We start from the raw sequence: 16,527 nt of genomic DNA, 5'->3' as shown, positions 1-16,527 counted from the left end.
GAGCAGAACTCGTCGACCACCAGGGCCATGTGCAGCGGCGTCTGCTTGAACACCGCCATGGCCCGCAGCAGCGACATGGTCTCGGGGATGGCGATCGGCTGCTGGACGTGGCTGCGAATGTCGATCGGGTCGCCGCCCAGGCAGGCGTCCAGCAGGTCCTTCTTGAGGATCACCCCGATCTCGCCGTCCAGGTCGTCCTCGCTGGCCACCACGATGCGCGAATAGGGGCAGGCGCGGATCTCGGCCAGGATCTCCTCCTGGGTGTCCGACAGCGAGATCCAGAACAGGTCGCGGCGCGGGGTCATGGCCACGCGCACGGGGCGGTCGCCCAGGCGCAGCACCTCGTTGATCATCGCCCGCTCCTCGGGCTCGATCAGGCCGGCGTCGGCGCCCTCGGCCAGGACGGTCTCGACCTCCTCGGCGGTCATGTCGTTGGTCCGCTCGTCGCGCACGCCCATCAGCTTGAGGATGGCGGCGGTCGAAACGGTCAGAATCGTGACGAACGGACGCAGGATGGTGGCCACCAAGGCCAGGAACGGGGCCATGCGGCGGGCGATCACGTCGGGGAACAGCAGGGCCAGGCGCTTGGGCACCAGCTCGCCCAGGATCACCGAGACATAGGTCAGGCCGATGACGACGATGATGGTGGCGATGGCTTCGGAATGGGGTCCGATGATCGGCTTGGTCGACAGCCAGGTGTCCAGGGCGCCGGCGATCGTCGCCTGGCCGTAGGCGCCGGCCAGGATGCCGATCAGGGTGATGCCCACCTGCACGGCCGACAGGAACCGCGTCGGGTGCTCGGCCATGGCCAGGGCCAGCTTGGCCCCCTTGTCGCCCCGGTCGGCGAAGGTCTGGAGCCGGGCGCGGCGGGCGGAGACCACCGCCAGTTCGGACATGGAGAAGACCCCGTTCAGGAGAACGAGGAGGAAGACGACGACGAGCGCGAGGAGGATCATGGTCCCTTGGAGGGTGAAGCGGCCGGGCAGGCCGCGATGCGCCCACTATACAAAAGAAAACGCCGCGGCCCACTGGGGACCGCGGCGCTGTTTCGTTGTTGGCCCGGGCGCCCCCGAAGAGGCGCCCGTTCACCGTCTCTTATTGAGCCGGACGCGCCATCGAGGTCTTGTTCGACGCCACGGCCTTCTGGGCTTCGTGCTGGCCGGGGGGCAGCGGGATCAGGCCGCGGCCTTGCAGGTAGCCGCCACGACCCGTGGCCGCGTCCGAGGTGAACTCGGTCAGGAACTCGGCCAGGCCCGGGGTCACGCCCAGGTTGGCCTTCTTGACGTAGATGAACAGGGTGCGCGACAGCGGGTAGGAGCCGTCCGAGATCGTCTGGGCCGACGGGCGAACGCCGTTGACCGAGGCGCCCTTGATCTTGTCCATGTTCTCTTCGAGGTAGGACCAGCCGAAGACGCCCAGCGAGCCGGGGGTCTTGGTCAGGGTGCCGACGATGGCGTTGTCGTTCTCGCCGGCGTCGATCCAGCCGTCGTTACGCAGCGGGTCGACCAGCGACTTGAACTTCTTTTCGTTGTCCGAGCGCAGGGCGTCGGCGGTCGGGAACTTGCGGGCGCCGGCCTCGATGGCCAGTTCCACGAAGGCGTCGCGGGTGCCCGAGGTGGGCGGCGGGCCGTAGACGTTGATGCGGTTGCCCGGCAGGCCCGAACCGATTTCGTCCCAGGTCTTGTAAGGGTTGGCCACGAACTGGCCGCCCTTCAGGACTTGCTTGGCCAGGCCCAGATACAGGTGCTCGGTCTTGAAGTTGTAGTCGGCGCCGTCCTTGTCGGTGGCGACGACGATGCCGTCGAAGCCGATCTTGATCTGGACGATGTCCTTGACGCCCTTGGCGGCGCAGGCGTCGAATTCCGACTTCTTCATCGGACGCGAGGCGTTGGCGATGTCAGGGAAGCCTTCGCCCGAACCCGAGCAGAACAGCTTGATGCCGCCGCCGGTGCCGAGGCTTTCGACCTTCGGAGCCTTCTTGCCGGTCTTCTTGGCGAAGTTTTCGGCGGTGCGGGTGGCGAACGGGAACACGGTCGAGGAGCCGGCGGCCCAGACGTAGTCGCGGGCGGCGTGGGCGGGGGCGGCGGCGAGGCCCGAGAGGGCGACGGCGGCGGCCGCGCAGGAAAGCAGCTTCTTCATGGAGGACTCCTGGAGTCTCTGGGAGCGTTTGCGAGAAGGCCGGGCCGGCCTGGGATCAGGCCGGCCCGTAAGGCTTAGAAGTCCAGTTGGGCGCGCAGCTGGAATTGCTTGATGTCCGTGCCGCGGTTCACGACGACCGGATCGACCGAGCCGTCGGTGTAGTTGGCTTGGAAGCGGACATAGGCGGTGGGGTAGTAGTTCACGCCCAGGGTCCAGGCGGTGTACTTGCCGGCGTCCTGCGACAGGGTCTTGCTGCCCGCGGTCGAGGCCGTGTCGTAGGCCTCGGTCAGGTCGGCGAAGTCGTAGCGCAGGGCCAGTTCGACGCCGCCGAAGCCGCCGGCGGTGATCGGGTTCAGGATCTTCGGAYGCTTGATCTCGCCGGCGACCGGATCGTAGTTGCGGGTCTCGCCCGTCGGCCAGAAGCTGACGAAGGCGTAGCCGACCTTGACGTCCGGGTTCGAACCCGGAGCGGTGGTGGCCAGGCGCTCGACGCTGATGTTCGAGTACTCGCCCTGGACCGAGAAGTTGCTGTGGATCCAGGCGCCTTCGGCGGCGAAGGTCGTGTCGCGGTCACCGATGGCGCCGGTCTTGTAGTACAGGCCGTTGGTGCCGTAGTTGGTGTCGGTGCGGCCCTGATAGTTGAAGGCGCCTTCGTTGCCGTGGTTGCGGTAACGGGCCGAGATGGCCAGGTGGACCTTGTCGAAATCGGTCAGGACCGGAGCGTAGTGCACGCGGCCCGTGAAGCCCAGGCGCTCGTTGGAGTTCTGGTTGGTGGTCGAGGCGCCGGTGTTCGGGATCGCCGCGGTGTTGTTGATGTCGACGTTGTTGATGGTGTCGCCCTGGACGGCGCCGGTGACGCTCCAGTTCGGGCCCTGCACCTTGCCCACGATGCTCAGCAGATAGCTGTCGACGCCGAAGTCACCGTACGGACCGCGGTCCATGAAGGTGGTGAAGCGGGTCGAGGTCAGGTTTTCCAGGCCGGTGGCCTTGATGTTACCGAACAGGATCGAGGTGGTCTCGGTCGGCTTGATCTCGATGACCACGTCGTCCCAGGTCGGCGTTCCGCCGTTCACCCAGCCGCCTTCGGCCTTGTAGGCGATGTAGTTGTTCAGCTTGCCTTCGACGCCGAGGAACACCTGGCGACCGCGGATGTTGCTGGTCTTGTAGTCGGTGTTGGCGCCTTCGCGATCGACGTCCTGGAACACGCCGTCCACGAGGATCCGGCCGCGGACCTTGAAGTAGACGTCGTCGTTGCTCCACTGGGGAGCGCCCTTCCAGGCGGTCGTGTTGTCTTGCGCGTGAGCCGCGACGCCGAGGCCGCAGGCGAGCATGACGCCCAGCGCCGCGCCGCAGACCAGCGAGGTCTTGTTCCGCATGTCAGAATTCCCCTTAAGGCTTTGCCCCCTGCCCGTTCGTCCGGAGCAGGTAGGAGCGCTTTACGGGGGTCCCGTGACGGTTCCGCCACCCTTTGATGACAGACCGATGACAAGCCTTTTCAAGATCTTAATTGTGGCCGGAAGGTCACAGGAATCGACTTCAGAGCAGACGTGTGCGGATGATTTGCGACAGCAGGTCGATCAGCGAGACGGCCACGACGATCACCAGGACGATGCAGCCGGTCTGGTCGTACTGGAAGGCGTTCACGGAATCGAACAGCACCTGGCCGATGCCGCCGGCCCCGATCAGCCCCAGGACGGTGGCGGCGCGGCTGGAAGACTCGAAACGATAGAGCGCGTAGCTGGTCCACAACGGGGCGACCTGCGGGATCACCCCCCAGACCACTTCCTGCAACTTGCCGGTCCCGGTGGCCCGCACGCCCTCGACGGGCCCCTTGTCGATCGACTCGACGGCCTCGGCGAACAGCTTGGCCAGTACGCCGGCGGTGTTGAGCATGATCGCCATGACGCCGGGAAGACCTCCCAAGCCGACCGCGGTGATGAAGATCAGCGCCACCACGAGATCGGGGATCGAGCGGATCAGGTCGAGCACGCGGCGGACCGGCTGCTGGATCCAGAACGGCGTGACGTTGCGCGCGCCCAGCAGGCCCAGCGGGACGGCCAGCACGATCGCCAGGGCCGTGCCCCACAGGGCGAAGCCGATCGTGTCCCACATCTTGCCGATGTAGAGCGGCCAGTTGGCGGCCATGAACGCCTTGGGATCGGTGAAGGGCGAAAAGAAACCCGTCACGAAATCCCGCATTCGTCCCGCGCCCGTGAAGAGCTCGGGGACCTTGTCCATTTCAGCCGACTTGAACGTGACCGCCAGCAGGGCGGCCACGCCGCCCCAGAGCAGCAGATCGAACAGGCGCGCCGAGATCGGCTTGCTGGGGGGAGGCGGAATGAGGTCGCTCATGACGGGTTCTTCGGCGCCTGGACTAGTTCGTCGGCGCGGCGAGGCCGGCCTTGCCCTCGGCGGCCACGCGCTCGGCCTTGATGCCCGCCAGGTTTTTCTCGGCGGCCGTCAGCTTGGCGGCGTCGCCGGCCTCGCGGGCCAGACCGACCTGCTCCAGGGCCTCCATCTCGCGCACCACCAGCAGGTGGGTGTCGTCGGCGGCCTTGAAGCCGCCCATCGACAGGCGCTCGAGGTTCTTGCGCTGCTGAGCGGCCACCGGGGTGTCGCCCTGGCCGTAGGTCAGGAAGAACTGGCGAACCTTCTCCTTGATCACCGGATCCAGGTCCTTGCGCCAGACGATCGGGTCCTCCGGCAGGGTCGGCGATTCCCAGATCACCTTGACCTTCTTGGCCTGGGCGCCGCCCTTGGCGTACTCGTTCAGGCGCAGGGCCGTGGAGTTGTTGGTCGAAGCGTCCAGCTTGTGGTTGGCCACCGCGAACAGGTTGGCGTCATGGCTGGCGCTGAGCACGGTCTTGAAACAGGTCTCGGGCTTCTTGTTGGCGGGGATGAACAGGTAGGTCATCGGGGCCAGGGTGCCCGAGGTCGACTTCTTGTCGCCGATCCCGAAGTCCAGGGTCTTGTCGCACTTCAGCAGGCCCTCGACCGTCAGCTTGCTGTCGGCCGGCACGATGATCACCGACTTGTAGCCGTCAGTGCCCGACGGGTCGAAGGTGCGGGCGAAGACCTCGCCGCCCGAGCGACGCACTGCCTCCAAGCCCGAGGCGTTGGAGAACCAGCCCACGTCGGTCTGCTTGGCGCCCATGGCGACGATCAGCGACGAATAGTTGGACGAGAAGAACGGCTTCACCTTCATGCCGGTCGACGCTTCCATGTCGGCCAGGATGGGCTTCCAGTAGCTCTCCATGTTCTGGGCCGACTCGGTCGACAGGATCGAGAACACGATGGTGTCCTTGGCGACCGGCGCGGCGGCCTTCTTCTCTCCGYATCCGGCCAGGGCCAGGACAGCGGCGAAACCGGCGGCGGCGACCGTAAGCTTGGAGAGCAGACGGGGGCTGATCATTGCGGAGCTCCTTCCCAGAATACGTCCTCGAATTCCGGGCCGTAGATGTCGATGAGTTTGTCGCGGCCCAGGCCGCTGGTCGGGCCGTCATAGACCTTCTTGCCGGCCTTCAACGCCACCACCCGGTCGCAATAGCGCAAGGCGTAGTCCACCTGGTGCAGGGTGACGACGACGGTCAGGCCGTCGGTCTTGTTCAGATCACGGAGGATCTCCATGACCTTGCGCGCCGAGACGGGATCGAGCGATGCGACCGGCTCGTCGGCGAGGATGATCTTGGCCTTCTGGACAAGGGCGCGGGCGATGGCGCCGCGCTGCTGCTGGCCGCCCGACAGCGTGTTGGCGCGCTGGGCGGCGTAGTCGGCCACCCCCACCCGGTGCAGGGCGGCCATGGCGGCGGTCCGCGTCTCGGCCGGCCAGGCGCCGAAGAGGCCCCGCGCGAAACCGATCCGGCCCAGCGAGCCCAGGGCGACGTTGGTGAACAGGCTGAGGCGTCCGACCAGGTTGAACTGCTGGGCGATGAAGCCGATGCGGATGCGCGCCGTGCGCACCTGGTCGCTGACCTTGCCCTTGGCTTGCACAGGACCGCCGAAGGCCGTGATCGTGCCGTCGCCGTTCTTTTCCTGGCCGCTCTTGTCCTGAGGGGGCGCGTCGATGGTCTGCAGGCCGTCGATCGACCGCAGCAGGGTGGACTTGCCCGAGCCAGACGGACCGATGAGGGCGATCATCTCGCCGCGACCCACGTCGAGCGATACGGCGTCCAGCGCCCTGCGCGACCCGAAGGTCTTGGAGGCGGCGCGGATCGAGAGAACAGGGTCCGACGTCATGGTCGGGGCGAATCCTTAACTTGGTTTCAAGCGGTGGGAAATGCGTTCGTCGGTTTGGGGCACGGACGCAACGGATTTGTGACGGCCACTGGATCAATTCGCCGCCCGGCCCCGTCGGTCCGGGATGCAAACTGCGCTGGAGGCTTGACCAGGCCACGGTTCGCGCCGCTCTCGCCGCTTGGGGGAACCCCGCGTCCAAAAGAGGCTTTACATCCTCGGGGTATGACCCTATTTCGCTCGCTCCGGCGGACCCGAAGTCCTCATAAGCGCTGCTAACGCCGGCCTGGGTTTAACTTCTGCAGGGGTCTACGTGAATTGCACAYGTRCCATAACCCCCTGGACCTGGTCCGTGAGCGGTCACCTGAACGTCCTGTCGCACTCGTGCGGCCTGACGCGGTTTCCGTAGCGGCGCGCTGGTTCCAGGCTGAATTCAAGGGCGACGTCTTTTACGCGGTGAAGGCCAATCCTTCGCCGTGGGTGATCCGCGAGCTCGTGGACGCCGGCGTCCGGTCGTTCGACGTCGCCTCGCTCAACGAGATCGAGTTGGTGGGCGAACACGCCCCCGGCTCGCGCATGGCCTTCATGCACCCGGTCAAAAGCCGCGTGGCGATCTCGGCCGCCTATTTCGATCACGGCGTGCGGACGTTCTCGTTCGACACCCATGAGGAACTGGCCAAGATCCTGGACGCCACCGGCCAGGCCAAGGACCTGAACCTGATCGTCCGCATGGGCGTCCAGGCCGAAGGCGCGGCCTACAGCCTGTCGGGCAAGTTCGGCGTCGAGCCGCACAATGCGCCGGACCTGCTGCTGGCCGCCCGCCGCTCGACCCAGGACCTGATGGGCGTCAGCTTCCACGTCGGAAGCCAGTGCATGCGCCCGACCGCCTACCAGGCGGCGATGGCCCAGGCCTCGCGCGCCCTGGTGCGCGCCGGCGTGCTGGCCGATGTCGTCGACGTGGGCGGCGGCTTCCCGTCGATCTATCCGGGCATGGTGCCGCCCGACATGAGCGAATACCTGGCCGCCATCGACCGGGGCTTCTCGGACATGATGGTCCACGAGACCACCCAGCTGTGGTGCGAACCCGGCCGGGCCCTGGTGGCCGAGGCCTCTTCCCTGCTGGTCAAGGTCGAGCTGAAGAAGGGCGACGCGCTCTATCTGAACGACGGGTCGTACGGCTCGCTGTTCGACGCGGCGCACATGAAGTGGCCCTTCCCGGTCAAGGCCTACCGCAAGGACGGCGGCGAAGTGGCGGATGAGGCCTTGCGCCCCTTCCGGTTCTACGGCCCCACCTGCGACAGCGTCGACCACATGCCGGGCCCCTTCTACCTGCCCGACAGCATCGACGAGGGCGACTACATCGAGATCGGCATGCTGGGCGCCTATGGCGTGGCGATGTCGACCCGCTTCAACGGCTTTGGGGAGACCGACACCGCCGAGGTGCAGGACGCCCCGATGGCCTCGATGTACGGCCTGGCCAAGCGCTCGATCCCGACCCCGCGGCCCGAGGCCGAGGAGCGCAAGATCGTGCGCTTCTCGCGTCCCAAGGGCGCGGCGGGGAAGAAGCGGCGTCGGCGGTAGTTGAAATCCGGAGGGCTGACCGCCGTGCGTCCTTCGAGGCTCGCCGGCGGCTCGCACCTCAGGATGAGGACCATTTTCTGACTTCCTCATCCTGAGGCGCCCACGCMGTGGGCCTCGAAGGACGCAGGGCGCTACGTCCAAGCCCCGTAGGGATCCACCGACGCCTTGCCCAACGCCTCGGCCACGGCCGGGTGGGTGAGTTGGCCCGCCAGGACGTTGAGGCCCTTGGCCAGGTGGATGTTGCTCTTCAGCGCGTCCAGGCCGTGGTCGGCCAAGGCCAGGCCGAAGGGCAGGGTGGCGTTGCCCAGGGCTTCGGACGAGGTGCGCGGCGCGGCGCCGGGCATGTTGGCCACGCAGTAGTGGACGACGCCGTCGACCGTGTAGGTCGGCTCGGCGTGGGTGGTCGGGTGGCTGGTCTCGAAGCAGCCGCCCTGGTCGATCGACACATCGACCAGCACCGAGCCCGGCTTCATCTGCTTGAGATGCTCGCGCTTGACCAGCTTGGGCGCCGCGGCCCCGGCGGTCAGCACCGCGCCGATGATCACGTCGGCTTTCAGGATCTCGTCCTCGACGGCCGCCAGGGTCGAATAGCGCGTGAGAATGCGGCCCTGATAGAGGTCGTCCAGCTCGCGCATGCGCGGGATCGAGCGCTCCAGAACCACCACCTCGGCGCCCAGGCCGGCGGCCATGCGCGCGGCGTTGGAGCCGACCACGCCGCCGCCCAAAACGGCCACGCGAGCCGGCGGCACGCCGGGCACGCCGCAGAGCAGCAAGCCCATGCCGCCGTTGTGCTTGAGCAGGGTCTCGGCCGCCGAGAAGACGGCGATGCGCCCGGCCACTTCCGACATCGGGGCCAGCAACGGCAGGCCGCCGCGCGCGTCGGTGACGGTCTCGTAGGCGATCGCCGCGCAGCCGCTGGCCAGCAGGCCTTCGGTCTGGGCCGGATCGGGCGCCAGGTGGAGATAGGTGAACAGGATGTGGCGGGGCGTCAGGCGCTCCCACTCGATCTTCTGCGGTTCCTTGACCTTGATGATCAGTTCGGCGCCCGCGAACACCGCGTCGGCGTCGGGCGCGATGGTCGCGCCGGCCTTGACGTAGAGGTCGTCGCCATAGCCGGCCCCGAGGCCGGCTCCGGTCTGGACCAGCACCGAGTGACCATGACCCACATACTCGCGCACGGCGGTGGGGGTCAGGCCAACCCGGTGTTCGCCCGGTTTGATCTCGGATGGCACTCCAACGCGCATGATAGTCTCCTCCAAAGAGCTTTTGACGCTGGTTTACGCCTGAGCGAACGCAGGTTCCTGGGGGATTTCATGCGTCCGTAACCGTGGTATGCAGGATTCCATCGTGATGGAGCCCTTGCGTTGAAGAAACCTGCGGCAGACCTCGACGCCTTCGATCGCAAGCTGCTGAACCTGCTCCAGCGGCGGGGCCGGGCCAGCTATGTGGAAATGGCCGAGGCGGTGAATCTTTCCGAATCCGCCTGCCTGCGCCGCGTGAAAGCCCTGGAGGAGACCGGGGTGATCGGCCGTTACGCCGCGGTGATCGACGAGCGGGCGGTGGGCCTGCCCCTCAGCGTGTTCGTCACCGTCACCCTGTCGTCCCAGGCCGAGGCGACGCTCAGCGCGTTCGAGAAGGCCATCGCCAATGTCCGCGAGGTGGCCGAGTGCTACCTGATGACCGGCGGCTCGGACTACTTGCTGCGGCTGGTGGTGGCCGACGTCGACGACCTGGAGCGGGTCCACGCCCAGGGCCTGACGCGGATACCCGGCGTGGTCCGGGTCAGCTCGTCGATCGCCATGCGCACCGTGGTCAAACGTGTCGAATTGCCGCTTTGAGGCCAGGGGGAGTTGGGGCCGGCGTTGCGCCGTGGTTAACCCTTTCCTGCCAGGAATGCGTTCGACCTAACCGCTGTACTCGTCGGGGGATGAGATGGTTTCGAGACGTATGCTGCTGGGCGCCCTGGGCGCCGGCCTCGCCGCGCCCGCCCTGGCCTGGGCCGAGGGTGACGATCCCACGCCGTCGGTGCTGACCCGCAAGGGCCGCCGCACGCGCCGGGCCCTTAAGACCCAGCCCACCGACAAGGCCGCGCTCGACAAGACCCTGGCCGAGGTCAAGCCGCTGGAAGACATCAATGCGGTCGAACCCGCCGAGGTGCACCCGCCGGCCGTCAGTCCGGACGAGGCGCTGGGCCGCCTCAAGCAAGGCAACGCCATCTTCTCGCGGGGCGGGGCCAGCATCGCCCTGCCGACCGTGGCCCGCATCGCCGAGCTGTCCAAGGGCCAGCGGCCGTTCGCGGTGATCGTCGGCTGCAGCGACAGCCGCACGGGCCCCGAGCTGATCTTCGACTGCAATCTGGGCGAACTGTTCGTGGTCCGCGTGGCCGGCTCGACCGTCAGCCGCGAGGGGCTGGGTTCGATCGTCTACGCCGTCGAGCACCTGGGGGCGCCGCTGGTCGTGGTGCTGGGCCATACCAAGTGCGGCGCCGTCGGCGCGGCGGTCGATGTGGCCACCAAGCACGCCGACCTGCACGGCGCCCTGTTCGACATGGTGCTGCCGATCATCCCGGCGGTGCTGGAGGCCCAGGAAAAGCATCCGGCCGACCTGCAGGACGCGGCCATTCGCCAGAACGTCCGCGACGTGGCCGCCCGCCTGAAGGTGGCCGACGGCACGCTGGCGGAGAAACTGGGCGAAGGCCGCCTGAAGATCGTCTCGGCCACCTACGACCTGGCCAGCGGTCTGGTGGCGTTCGACGCCTAGATCTCGTTGACCCCTTGCCCGGCTTAGGTTCAAGTCGCCCCGACACGCTAAAGTTGGGAGACCCCGGATGTCGACGGACGAGACGCCGCCGGAAGGCGGACGCGAACATTCCGCCGCTTCCTGGTCGACCCGCTGGGACGACTTCAAAAGCAAGATCCCGCCCGGCCTGAAGTCCCCGCTGGTCGCGGTGGGCGCCGCCGCYCTGGTGCTCGGCTTTGGCGGCGGTTTCGCGGTCGGCAAGGTCGCGGACTTCGGCTGGTTCGGCGGCAAGTCGGCGGCGACGGCCGAGGCGCCGAAGGGCCAGGCCTGGTCGCTGTTCGGCAAGCCCCGCTCGGCCAATGCGCCGCGCCGCGGGATTCCCAAGCCCGAGGGCTTCGCCGTCTGGCGCAGCCGCATCGACAGCTCCGGCGCCGAGCCCATGGCCTGCGTCCAGATGAGCAAGCCGCTCGACCCGTCCAAGGCCTATGCCGACTTCGTGCTGATTTCGCCCGACCCGGGCCGCCAGCCGGCCGTCCGGGTCAAGGACGACGAGCTGTGCGTCGGCGGCGTCGGCTTCACCGATCATCGCCTCACCCTGCTCAAGGGCCTGCCCGGCAAGGGCGGCGAAACCCTGAGCGCCAACGCCGACGTCGATTTCACCTTCGGCGAGAAGCCGCCGTATGTCGGTTTCGCAGGCGACGGGGTGATCCTGCCGCGCGAGGACTCCGACGGCGTGGCCCTGGAGACCATGAACGTCTCCAAGCTGGCCATCGAGGTCTGGCGCGTGTCGGACCGCAACCTGGTGCGCAAGTCGATCAGCGCGCCCGATCCGACCGGCGAAGGCGACTATTCCAGCGACTACGGCGACGACAGCCCCGACGACGAGGGCCGCCAGGTCTGGAAGGGCGTGATCGACGTTCAGGGCGCGGCCGGCCAGAAGGCGACCACCGTCTTCCCGCTGGGCGCCGTGCTCAAGGAAATGAAGGCCGGGGGCTATGTGATCAAGGCGCGCGACGCCTCGGGCGGCCGCGATCCGGACGGCGAGGGCGACCCGCCCCCGGCCCAGGCCCGCCGCTGGATCATGTTCACCGACATGGCGCTGATCGGCTACGACGGCGCCGAATCGCTGGACGTGGTGGTCCGCTCGCTGAAGACCGCCAAGACCCTGTCGGGCGTCAAGGTCACCCTGGTGGCCAAGGACGGCGAGGACCTGGCCGTGGCCAAGAGCGACGCCGACGGCCGCGCGCGCTTCCCCCACGCCCTGCTGGAAGGCGAGGGCGCGTCGCGCGCCAAGATGGTCATGGCCTATGGCGACCTGGGCGACCTGGCGGTGCTGGACCTGGATCGCTCGCCGGTCGACCTGTCGAAGCAAGGCGTCGGCGGCCGCACCGAGTCCGACGGCGGCCGGGCGCTTTCCACCGACATCGACGGCTATCTCTATGCCGACCGCGGCATCTATCGCCCCGGCGAGACCGTGCACCTGACGGCCATGGTCCGCGATCGCCTCGCCAAGGCGGTCAACGACCGTAAGGGCTATATCCTGGTCAAGCGGCCCTCGGGCGTCGAGTTCAAGCGCTACAATTTCAGCCGCGCCGACGCCGGCGCCGTGCTAGCCGACATCGCCCTGCCCCGCAGCGCGCCGCGCGGCCGCTGGACGGCGGTGCTGAAGATGGAGGGGGTCGAGGCCGACTCCGGCGCGTTCAGCTTCAGCGTCGAGGACTTCGCCCCGCAACGGCTGGCGGTCACCGCCACGGGCCAGGAGTCCGTCCCGGTCGCGGCCGGCCAAGAGCGCAAGATCGACGTCTCGGCCCGCTTCCTCTACGGCGCGCCGGGCGCGGGTCTGCAGACCCAGGGCGAGGCGCGGCTGCGCACCGACACCGATCCCTTCCCGCAGTTCAAGGGCTACGAGTGGGGCGACGACCTGACGCCCTTCGACGAGAAATTCATCGAACTGGGCACGACCGTCACCGACGGCGACGGCCACGCCATGCTGAACCTAGCCACCACGGAAGCCGGCGACACCGCCCAGCCGCTGGTCGCCGCGGTGACCGCCTCGGTGTTCGAGCCGGGCGGGCGTCCGGTCCGTGAAGGCATGGAACTGAAGGTGCGCGGCAAGCCCGTGTACTACGGCGTCAAGATCGAGCAGGGCGACGCCGGGCGCGGCGATCCGCCGGTCAGCCTGGAGATGATCGCGGTCAACGCCGCCGGGGCCCGCATCGCCTCAAGCGCGACCTACACCCTGATCAGCGAGAACTGGAACTATGACTGGTTCCAGCAGGACGGCCGCTGGCAGTGGCGGCGCACCAGCCGCGACGCGGTGGTGGCCAAGGCCACGGTCAACATCGGGGCCGGGGCGCCCGCGCGCTTCAACCGCCGCCTGGGCTGGGGCGACTACCGCCTGGTGGTCGAGGGCCCGGACGGCTCCAAGACCGTGACCAAGTTCTCCTCGGGCTGGGGCTCGCCCGCCAAGGAAGGCGAGGCGCCCGACTTCGTGCGGGTCAGCGCCGGGACCAAGGACTACGCCCAGGGCGACACGGTGGAGATCACCCTGAAATCGCCCTATGCCGGCCAGGCCCAGATCGCGGTGGCCACCGACCGGCTGATCGACTTCAAGACGATCAGCGTCGGCGAGAACGGCACGACCGTGAAGCTGAAGACCTCGGCCGCCTGGGGCGGCGGAGCCTATGTGATGGTCACGGTGATCCAGCCGCGCGACCCGGTCAGCTCGCCCAAGCCCAAGCGGGCCCTGGGGCTGATCTATGTGCCGCTCGATCCCAAGGGCCGCAAGCTGACGGTCGACATCGGCACGCCGGTGAAGCTGGACTCCAAGGCCCCGGTCGAGGTGCCGATCAAGGTGAACGGCCTGGGCTTTGGCCAGAAGGCCAAGGTCACCATCGCCGCGGTCGACGAGGGCATCCTGCGTCTTACCCGCCAGGACAGCCCCGACCCGGCCAAGTGGTACTTCGGCAAGCGGGCCCTGACCCTGAACTATCGCGACGACTACGGCCGCCTGCTCGACCCCAACATGGGCGCGCCGGCCAACGTCAATTTCGGCGCCGACGAACTGGGCGGCGAGGGGCTGACGACCACGCCGATCAAGACCGTGGCCCTATGGTCCGGCATCGTCGAGACCGGCATGGACGGCAAGGCCGTGGTCAAGCTGCCGGCCGCCGACTTCAACGGCGAGCTGCGGATCATGGCCGTGGCCTGGACCGACACCGCCGTCGGCTCGGGCTCCAAGCCGCTGACCGTGCGCCAGCCGGTGGTGGCGGACCTCAACCTGCCGCGCTTCCTGGCCCCCGGCGACAAGCCGATGGCCACGCTGGAGCTGCACAATGTCGAGGGCAAGCCGGGTGACTATACGGTGGAGGCCAACGCCACCAACGGCATCGYGGTGGCCTTCAAGAAGGTGATCACCCTCGTCCTGGGCCAGCGGATCGCCGAGAAGATCCCGTTCCTGGCCCCGACCGTCACCGGCGTCGGCAAGGTCGGCTTCAAGGTGGTCGGCCCCGGTTTCCAGACGGCCAAGGACTATCCGATCCAGACCCGCCTGGGCTGGGGCGACGTGGTGCGCACGACGACTGAACTACAACAACCGGGCATGAGCTATACGCCCAACGCCCAGCTGCTGTCGGGCCTGGCGGCGGGCGACATCACGCTGCAGGTCAGCTACTCGCCGTTCAGGGGTTTCGACCCCTCGGCGATCGCGGTGGCCCTGCAGCGCTACCCCTACGGCTGCACCGAGCAGCTGGTCTCGACCGCCTATCCGCTGCTGTACGCCCAGAGTGTCTCCAACGACCCCAAGCTCAAGCGCAACCCGGCGATCCTGGCCGGGGCGGTGGGCAAGCTGCTGGATCGCCAGACGCTGGACGGGGCCTTCGGTCTCTGGCGGGTGGGCGACGGCGAGGCCGACGCCTGGCTGGGCGCCTACGCCACCGACTTCCTGGTCGAGGCCAAGGCCCAGGGCGTGGCCGTGCCGGACGAGGCGATGAACAAGGCCCTGAACGCCATGCGCCAGATCAGCCGTCCCGACGGCTGGAGCTCGGTGTCCTACCGCCTGGAATATCCCGAATGGTGGGGCCGCACGCCCGACGATTCCAAGAAGGCCACCGAGCGGATGCGCCGCCGGGCCAGCGCCTACGCCCTCTACGTGATGGCCAAGGCCGGGCGCGGGGATCTGGCCCGCCTGCGCTGGTGGCATGACGTGCAGATGAAGGACGAGGATCAGCCCCTGGCCAAGGCCCAGGTGGCGGCCGGCCTGGCCCTGATGGGCGACCAGGCCCGGGCCCGGTCGGCCATGCGCCAGGCGGTCCGCTCGCTGGGTTGGCGCGACGACAGCGACTGGTACCAGAGCCCGCTGCGCGACGTGGCCACGATCACCGCCCTCGCGGTCCAGGCCGGCCAGGGCGACATCGCCCGCCAGCTTCAGGGACGCCTCGAGAATGTGATCAAGGATCCCGACGCCTTGAACACCCAGGAGCAGGCGGCGGTGCTGTTCGCGGCCTCGCAACTGCTGAAGGCGGCCGGTCCGATCACCATCGACGCCCAGGGCGTGACCGCCTTGCCGCCGGCCGGCGGGACCCCGCGCTGGGCGGTGGGCAAGCTGGCCGACGCCCGCTTCGTCAACAACGGCAAGGGCGCTCTGTGGCGGACGATCAGCGTGCGCGGCACGCCGGTCGCCGCGCCGGGGGCCGAGGCCAATGGCCTGTCGGTGTCCAAGCGGCTGTTCTCGATGAACGGCGGGGCGATCGATCCGAGCCAGATCCACCAGGGCGACCGGGTGATCGTGCTGGTCACCGGCCGCTCGATGCAGGCCCGTTCGACCGCCCTGGTGGTCGACGACGCCCTGCCGGCCGGCTTCGAGATCGAGACCACCCTGGGGGCCGACGACGCCCAGAACGGTCCGTTCAAGTTCCTGGGCGAGCTGACCAATCCCGATGTTCAGGAAAGCCGCGACGACCGCTACATCGCCGCGCTCGACCTGGGCGGCGAGAAGCCGTTCGCCATGGCCTATGTGGCGCGCGCCGTGACGCCGGGCGAGTTCTTCCTGCCCGGGGCGATCGCCAAGGACATGTACCGGCCGAGCCTCAATGCGAGGTCGGACGCGGGGCGGATCACCGTGGCGCCGGGGCAGTGATTTCACGTCTTCCCCCTTCCCGTCGGCGGATGGGGGAAGGGTCGGGGATGGGGGTGAAACCGTGTCCGGATGAGGCTCGGCCGTTGTGAACCTCACTGCCGTAGTCACCCCCAACCCCGACCCCTCCCCCATCAAGGGGGAGGAGAGAGTCGCGTTGCTCACCCGCGTCCTGGCCGCCTTCGTCGCCGCCCAGGTCGTGCTGTTCGCCCTGAGCGCCGCCTTCCCACCGGACATGGCCCGCGCCAGGCGCTCCTCGCCCGTGGTGCTGGACCATCGCGGGACGTGGCTGCGCGCCCTGCCGGTGGAGAACGGCCGCTGGCGGGTGCGGGCCGACCTCCAACGCACCGATCCGACCTTCCAGAAGCGCCTGGTCGCCGTCGAGGACGCGCGGTTCTACAGCCACCTGGGCGTCGATCCGCTGGCCTTGGTCCGGGCGGTCGGTTCGGCGGTGGTCCATGGCCGGGCCACCTCCGGCGCCTCGACCCTGACCATGCAGACTGCTCGCCTGCTGGAGCCCCGGCCCCGCAACCTGGGCTCCAAGCTGATCGAGATGGTCCGCGCCGCCCAGCTGGAGTCGCGGCTGACCAAGAACGAAACCTTGGCCCTCTACCTGACCTTGGCGCCCTATGGCGGCAATCTGGAGGGGGTGCGGGCCGCCAGCCTGGCCTATTTCGGTCACGAGCCGACCAGCCTGACCG

At 68.3% G+C, this 16,527-nt stretch carries 12 protein-coding genes; 5 read left to right on the top strand and 7 right to left on the bottom strand.

The window, feature by feature from the left end:
• The 6 genes from AC1DZ6_RS04555 to AC1DZ6_RS04530 form a co-directional block, all read right to left on the bottom strand.
• Positions 1-956: hemolysin family protein (locus AC1DZ6_RS04555; RefSeq protein WP_477096006.1), on the bottom strand; the 956-nt coding region annotated here is incomplete at its 3' end.
• Positions 957-1,095: 139 nt separating this feature from the next.
• Positions 1,096-2,139 (bottom strand): substrate-binding domain-containing protein, encoded by a 1,044-nt coding sequence (locus AC1DZ6_RS04550; protein ID WP_477096005.1) that lies wholly within the window; start codon positions 2,137-2,139, stop codon positions 1,096-1,098.
• A 74-nt stretch (positions 2,140-2,213) separates the two neighbouring features.
• Positions 2,214-3,515, bottom strand: coding sequence for an OprO/OprP family phosphate-selective porin (locus tag AC1DZ6_RS04545; protein WP_477096004.1), 1,302 nt, complete (start codon positions 3,513-3,515; stop codon positions 2,214-2,216).
• A 160-nt stretch (positions 3,516-3,675) separates the two neighbouring features.
• Positions 3,676-4,491 carry a phosphonate ABC transporter, permease protein PhnE gene (phnE, locus tag AC1DZ6_RS04540; RefSeq protein ID WP_477096003.1) on the bottom strand — a complete coding sequence of 272 codons (816 nt, stop codon included), beginning with the start codon at positions 4,489-4,491 and terminating at the stop codon, positions 3,676-3,678.
• Positions 4,492-4,513: 22 nt separating this feature from the next.
• A complete protein-coding gene (gene phnD, locus AC1DZ6_RS04535) occupies positions 4,514-5,551 on the bottom strand; it encodes a phosphate/phosphite/phosphonate ABC transporter substrate-binding protein (RefSeq protein ID WP_477096002.1) in 1,038 nt (345 codons plus the stop codon).
• Positions 5,548-6,375 (bottom strand): phosphonate ABC transporter ATP-binding protein, encoded by an 828-nt coding sequence (locus AC1DZ6_RS04530; protein WP_477096001.1) that lies wholly within the window; start codon positions 6,373-6,375, stop codon positions 5,548-5,550. The genes phnD and AC1DZ6_RS04530 overlap by 4 nt, the downstream gene beginning before the upstream one ends.
• A 315-nt stretch (positions 6,376-6,690) precedes the next feature.
• On the opposite strand from AC1DZ6_RS04530, the gene AC1DZ6_RS04525 reads away from it, so the two are divergent.
• Complete coding sequence (locus AC1DZ6_RS04525; RefSeq protein WP_477096000.1) at positions 6,691-7,953, top strand: type III PLP-dependent enzyme; 1,263 nt, start codon at positions 6,691-6,693, stop codon at positions 7,951-7,953.
• Between the two features lie 131 nt (positions 7,954-8,084).
• On the opposite strand, the gene ald is transcribed toward AC1DZ6_RS04525, so the two are convergent.
• On the bottom strand, positions 8,085-9,197 hold the full coding sequence (gene ald / locus AC1DZ6_RS04520; protein ID WP_477095999.1) for an alanine dehydrogenase: 1,113 nt from the start codon (positions 9,195-9,197) through the stop codon (positions 8,085-8,087).
• A gap of 120 nt (positions 9,198-9,317) precedes the next feature.
• Here ald and AC1DZ6_RS04515 point away from each other — a divergent pair, with 120 nt between their 5' ends.
• The 4 genes from AC1DZ6_RS04515 to AC1DZ6_RS04500 all read left to right on the top strand — a co-directional run.
• Positions 9,318-9,791, top strand: a complete 474-nt coding sequence (locus AC1DZ6_RS04515) for an Lrp/AsnC family transcriptional regulator (protein WP_477095998.1) — start codon at positions 9,318-9,320, stop codon at positions 9,789-9,791.
• Between the two features lie 94 nt (positions 9,792-9,885).
• On the top strand, positions 9,886-10,713 hold the full coding sequence (locus tag AC1DZ6_RS04510) for a carbonic anhydrase (protein ID WP_477095997.1): 828 nt from the start codon (positions 9,886-9,888) through the stop codon (positions 10,711-10,713).
• A gap of 67 nt (positions 10,714-10,780) precedes the next feature.
• Complete coding sequence (locus tag AC1DZ6_RS04505) at positions 10,781-15,829, top strand: alpha-2-macroglobulin family protein (RefSeq protein ID WP_477095996.1); 5,049 nt, start codon at positions 10,781-10,783, stop codon at positions 15,827-15,829.
• Between the two features lie 85 nt (positions 15,830-15,914).
• A partial coding sequence (locus AC1DZ6_RS04500; RefSeq protein WP_477095995.1) for a transglycosylase domain-containing protein occupies positions 15,915-16,527 on the top strand: 613 nt, incomplete at its 3' end.

Source organism: Caulobacter sp. P1_B12_2 (genome assembly GCF_056406675.1).
Note: the sequence above shows the minus strand (reverse complement) of the source record. Positions and strands in the feature narration are given on the sequence as shown.

Coding starts and splice junctions, on each gene's coding strand:
- AC1DZ6_RS04550 (WP_477096005.1), bottom strand. CDS start 2,139: ATGAAGAAGCTGCTTTCCTGCGCGGCCGCCGCCGTCGCCCTCTCGGGC.
- phnE (WP_477096003.1), bottom strand. CDS start 4,491: ATGAGCGACCTCATTCCGCCTCCCCCCAGCAAGCCGATCTCGGCGCGC.
- AC1DZ6_RS04530 (WP_477096001.1), bottom strand. CDS start 6,375: ATGACGTCGGACCCTGTTCTCTCGATCCGCGCCGCCTCCAAGACCTTC.
- ald (WP_477095999.1), bottom strand. CDS start 9,197: ATGCGCGTTGGAGTGCCATCCGAGATCAAACCGGGCGAACACCGGGTT.
- AC1DZ6_RS04510 (WP_477095997.1), top strand. CDS start 9,886: ATGGTTTCGAGACGTATGCTGCTGGGCGCCCTGGGCGCCGGCCTCGCC.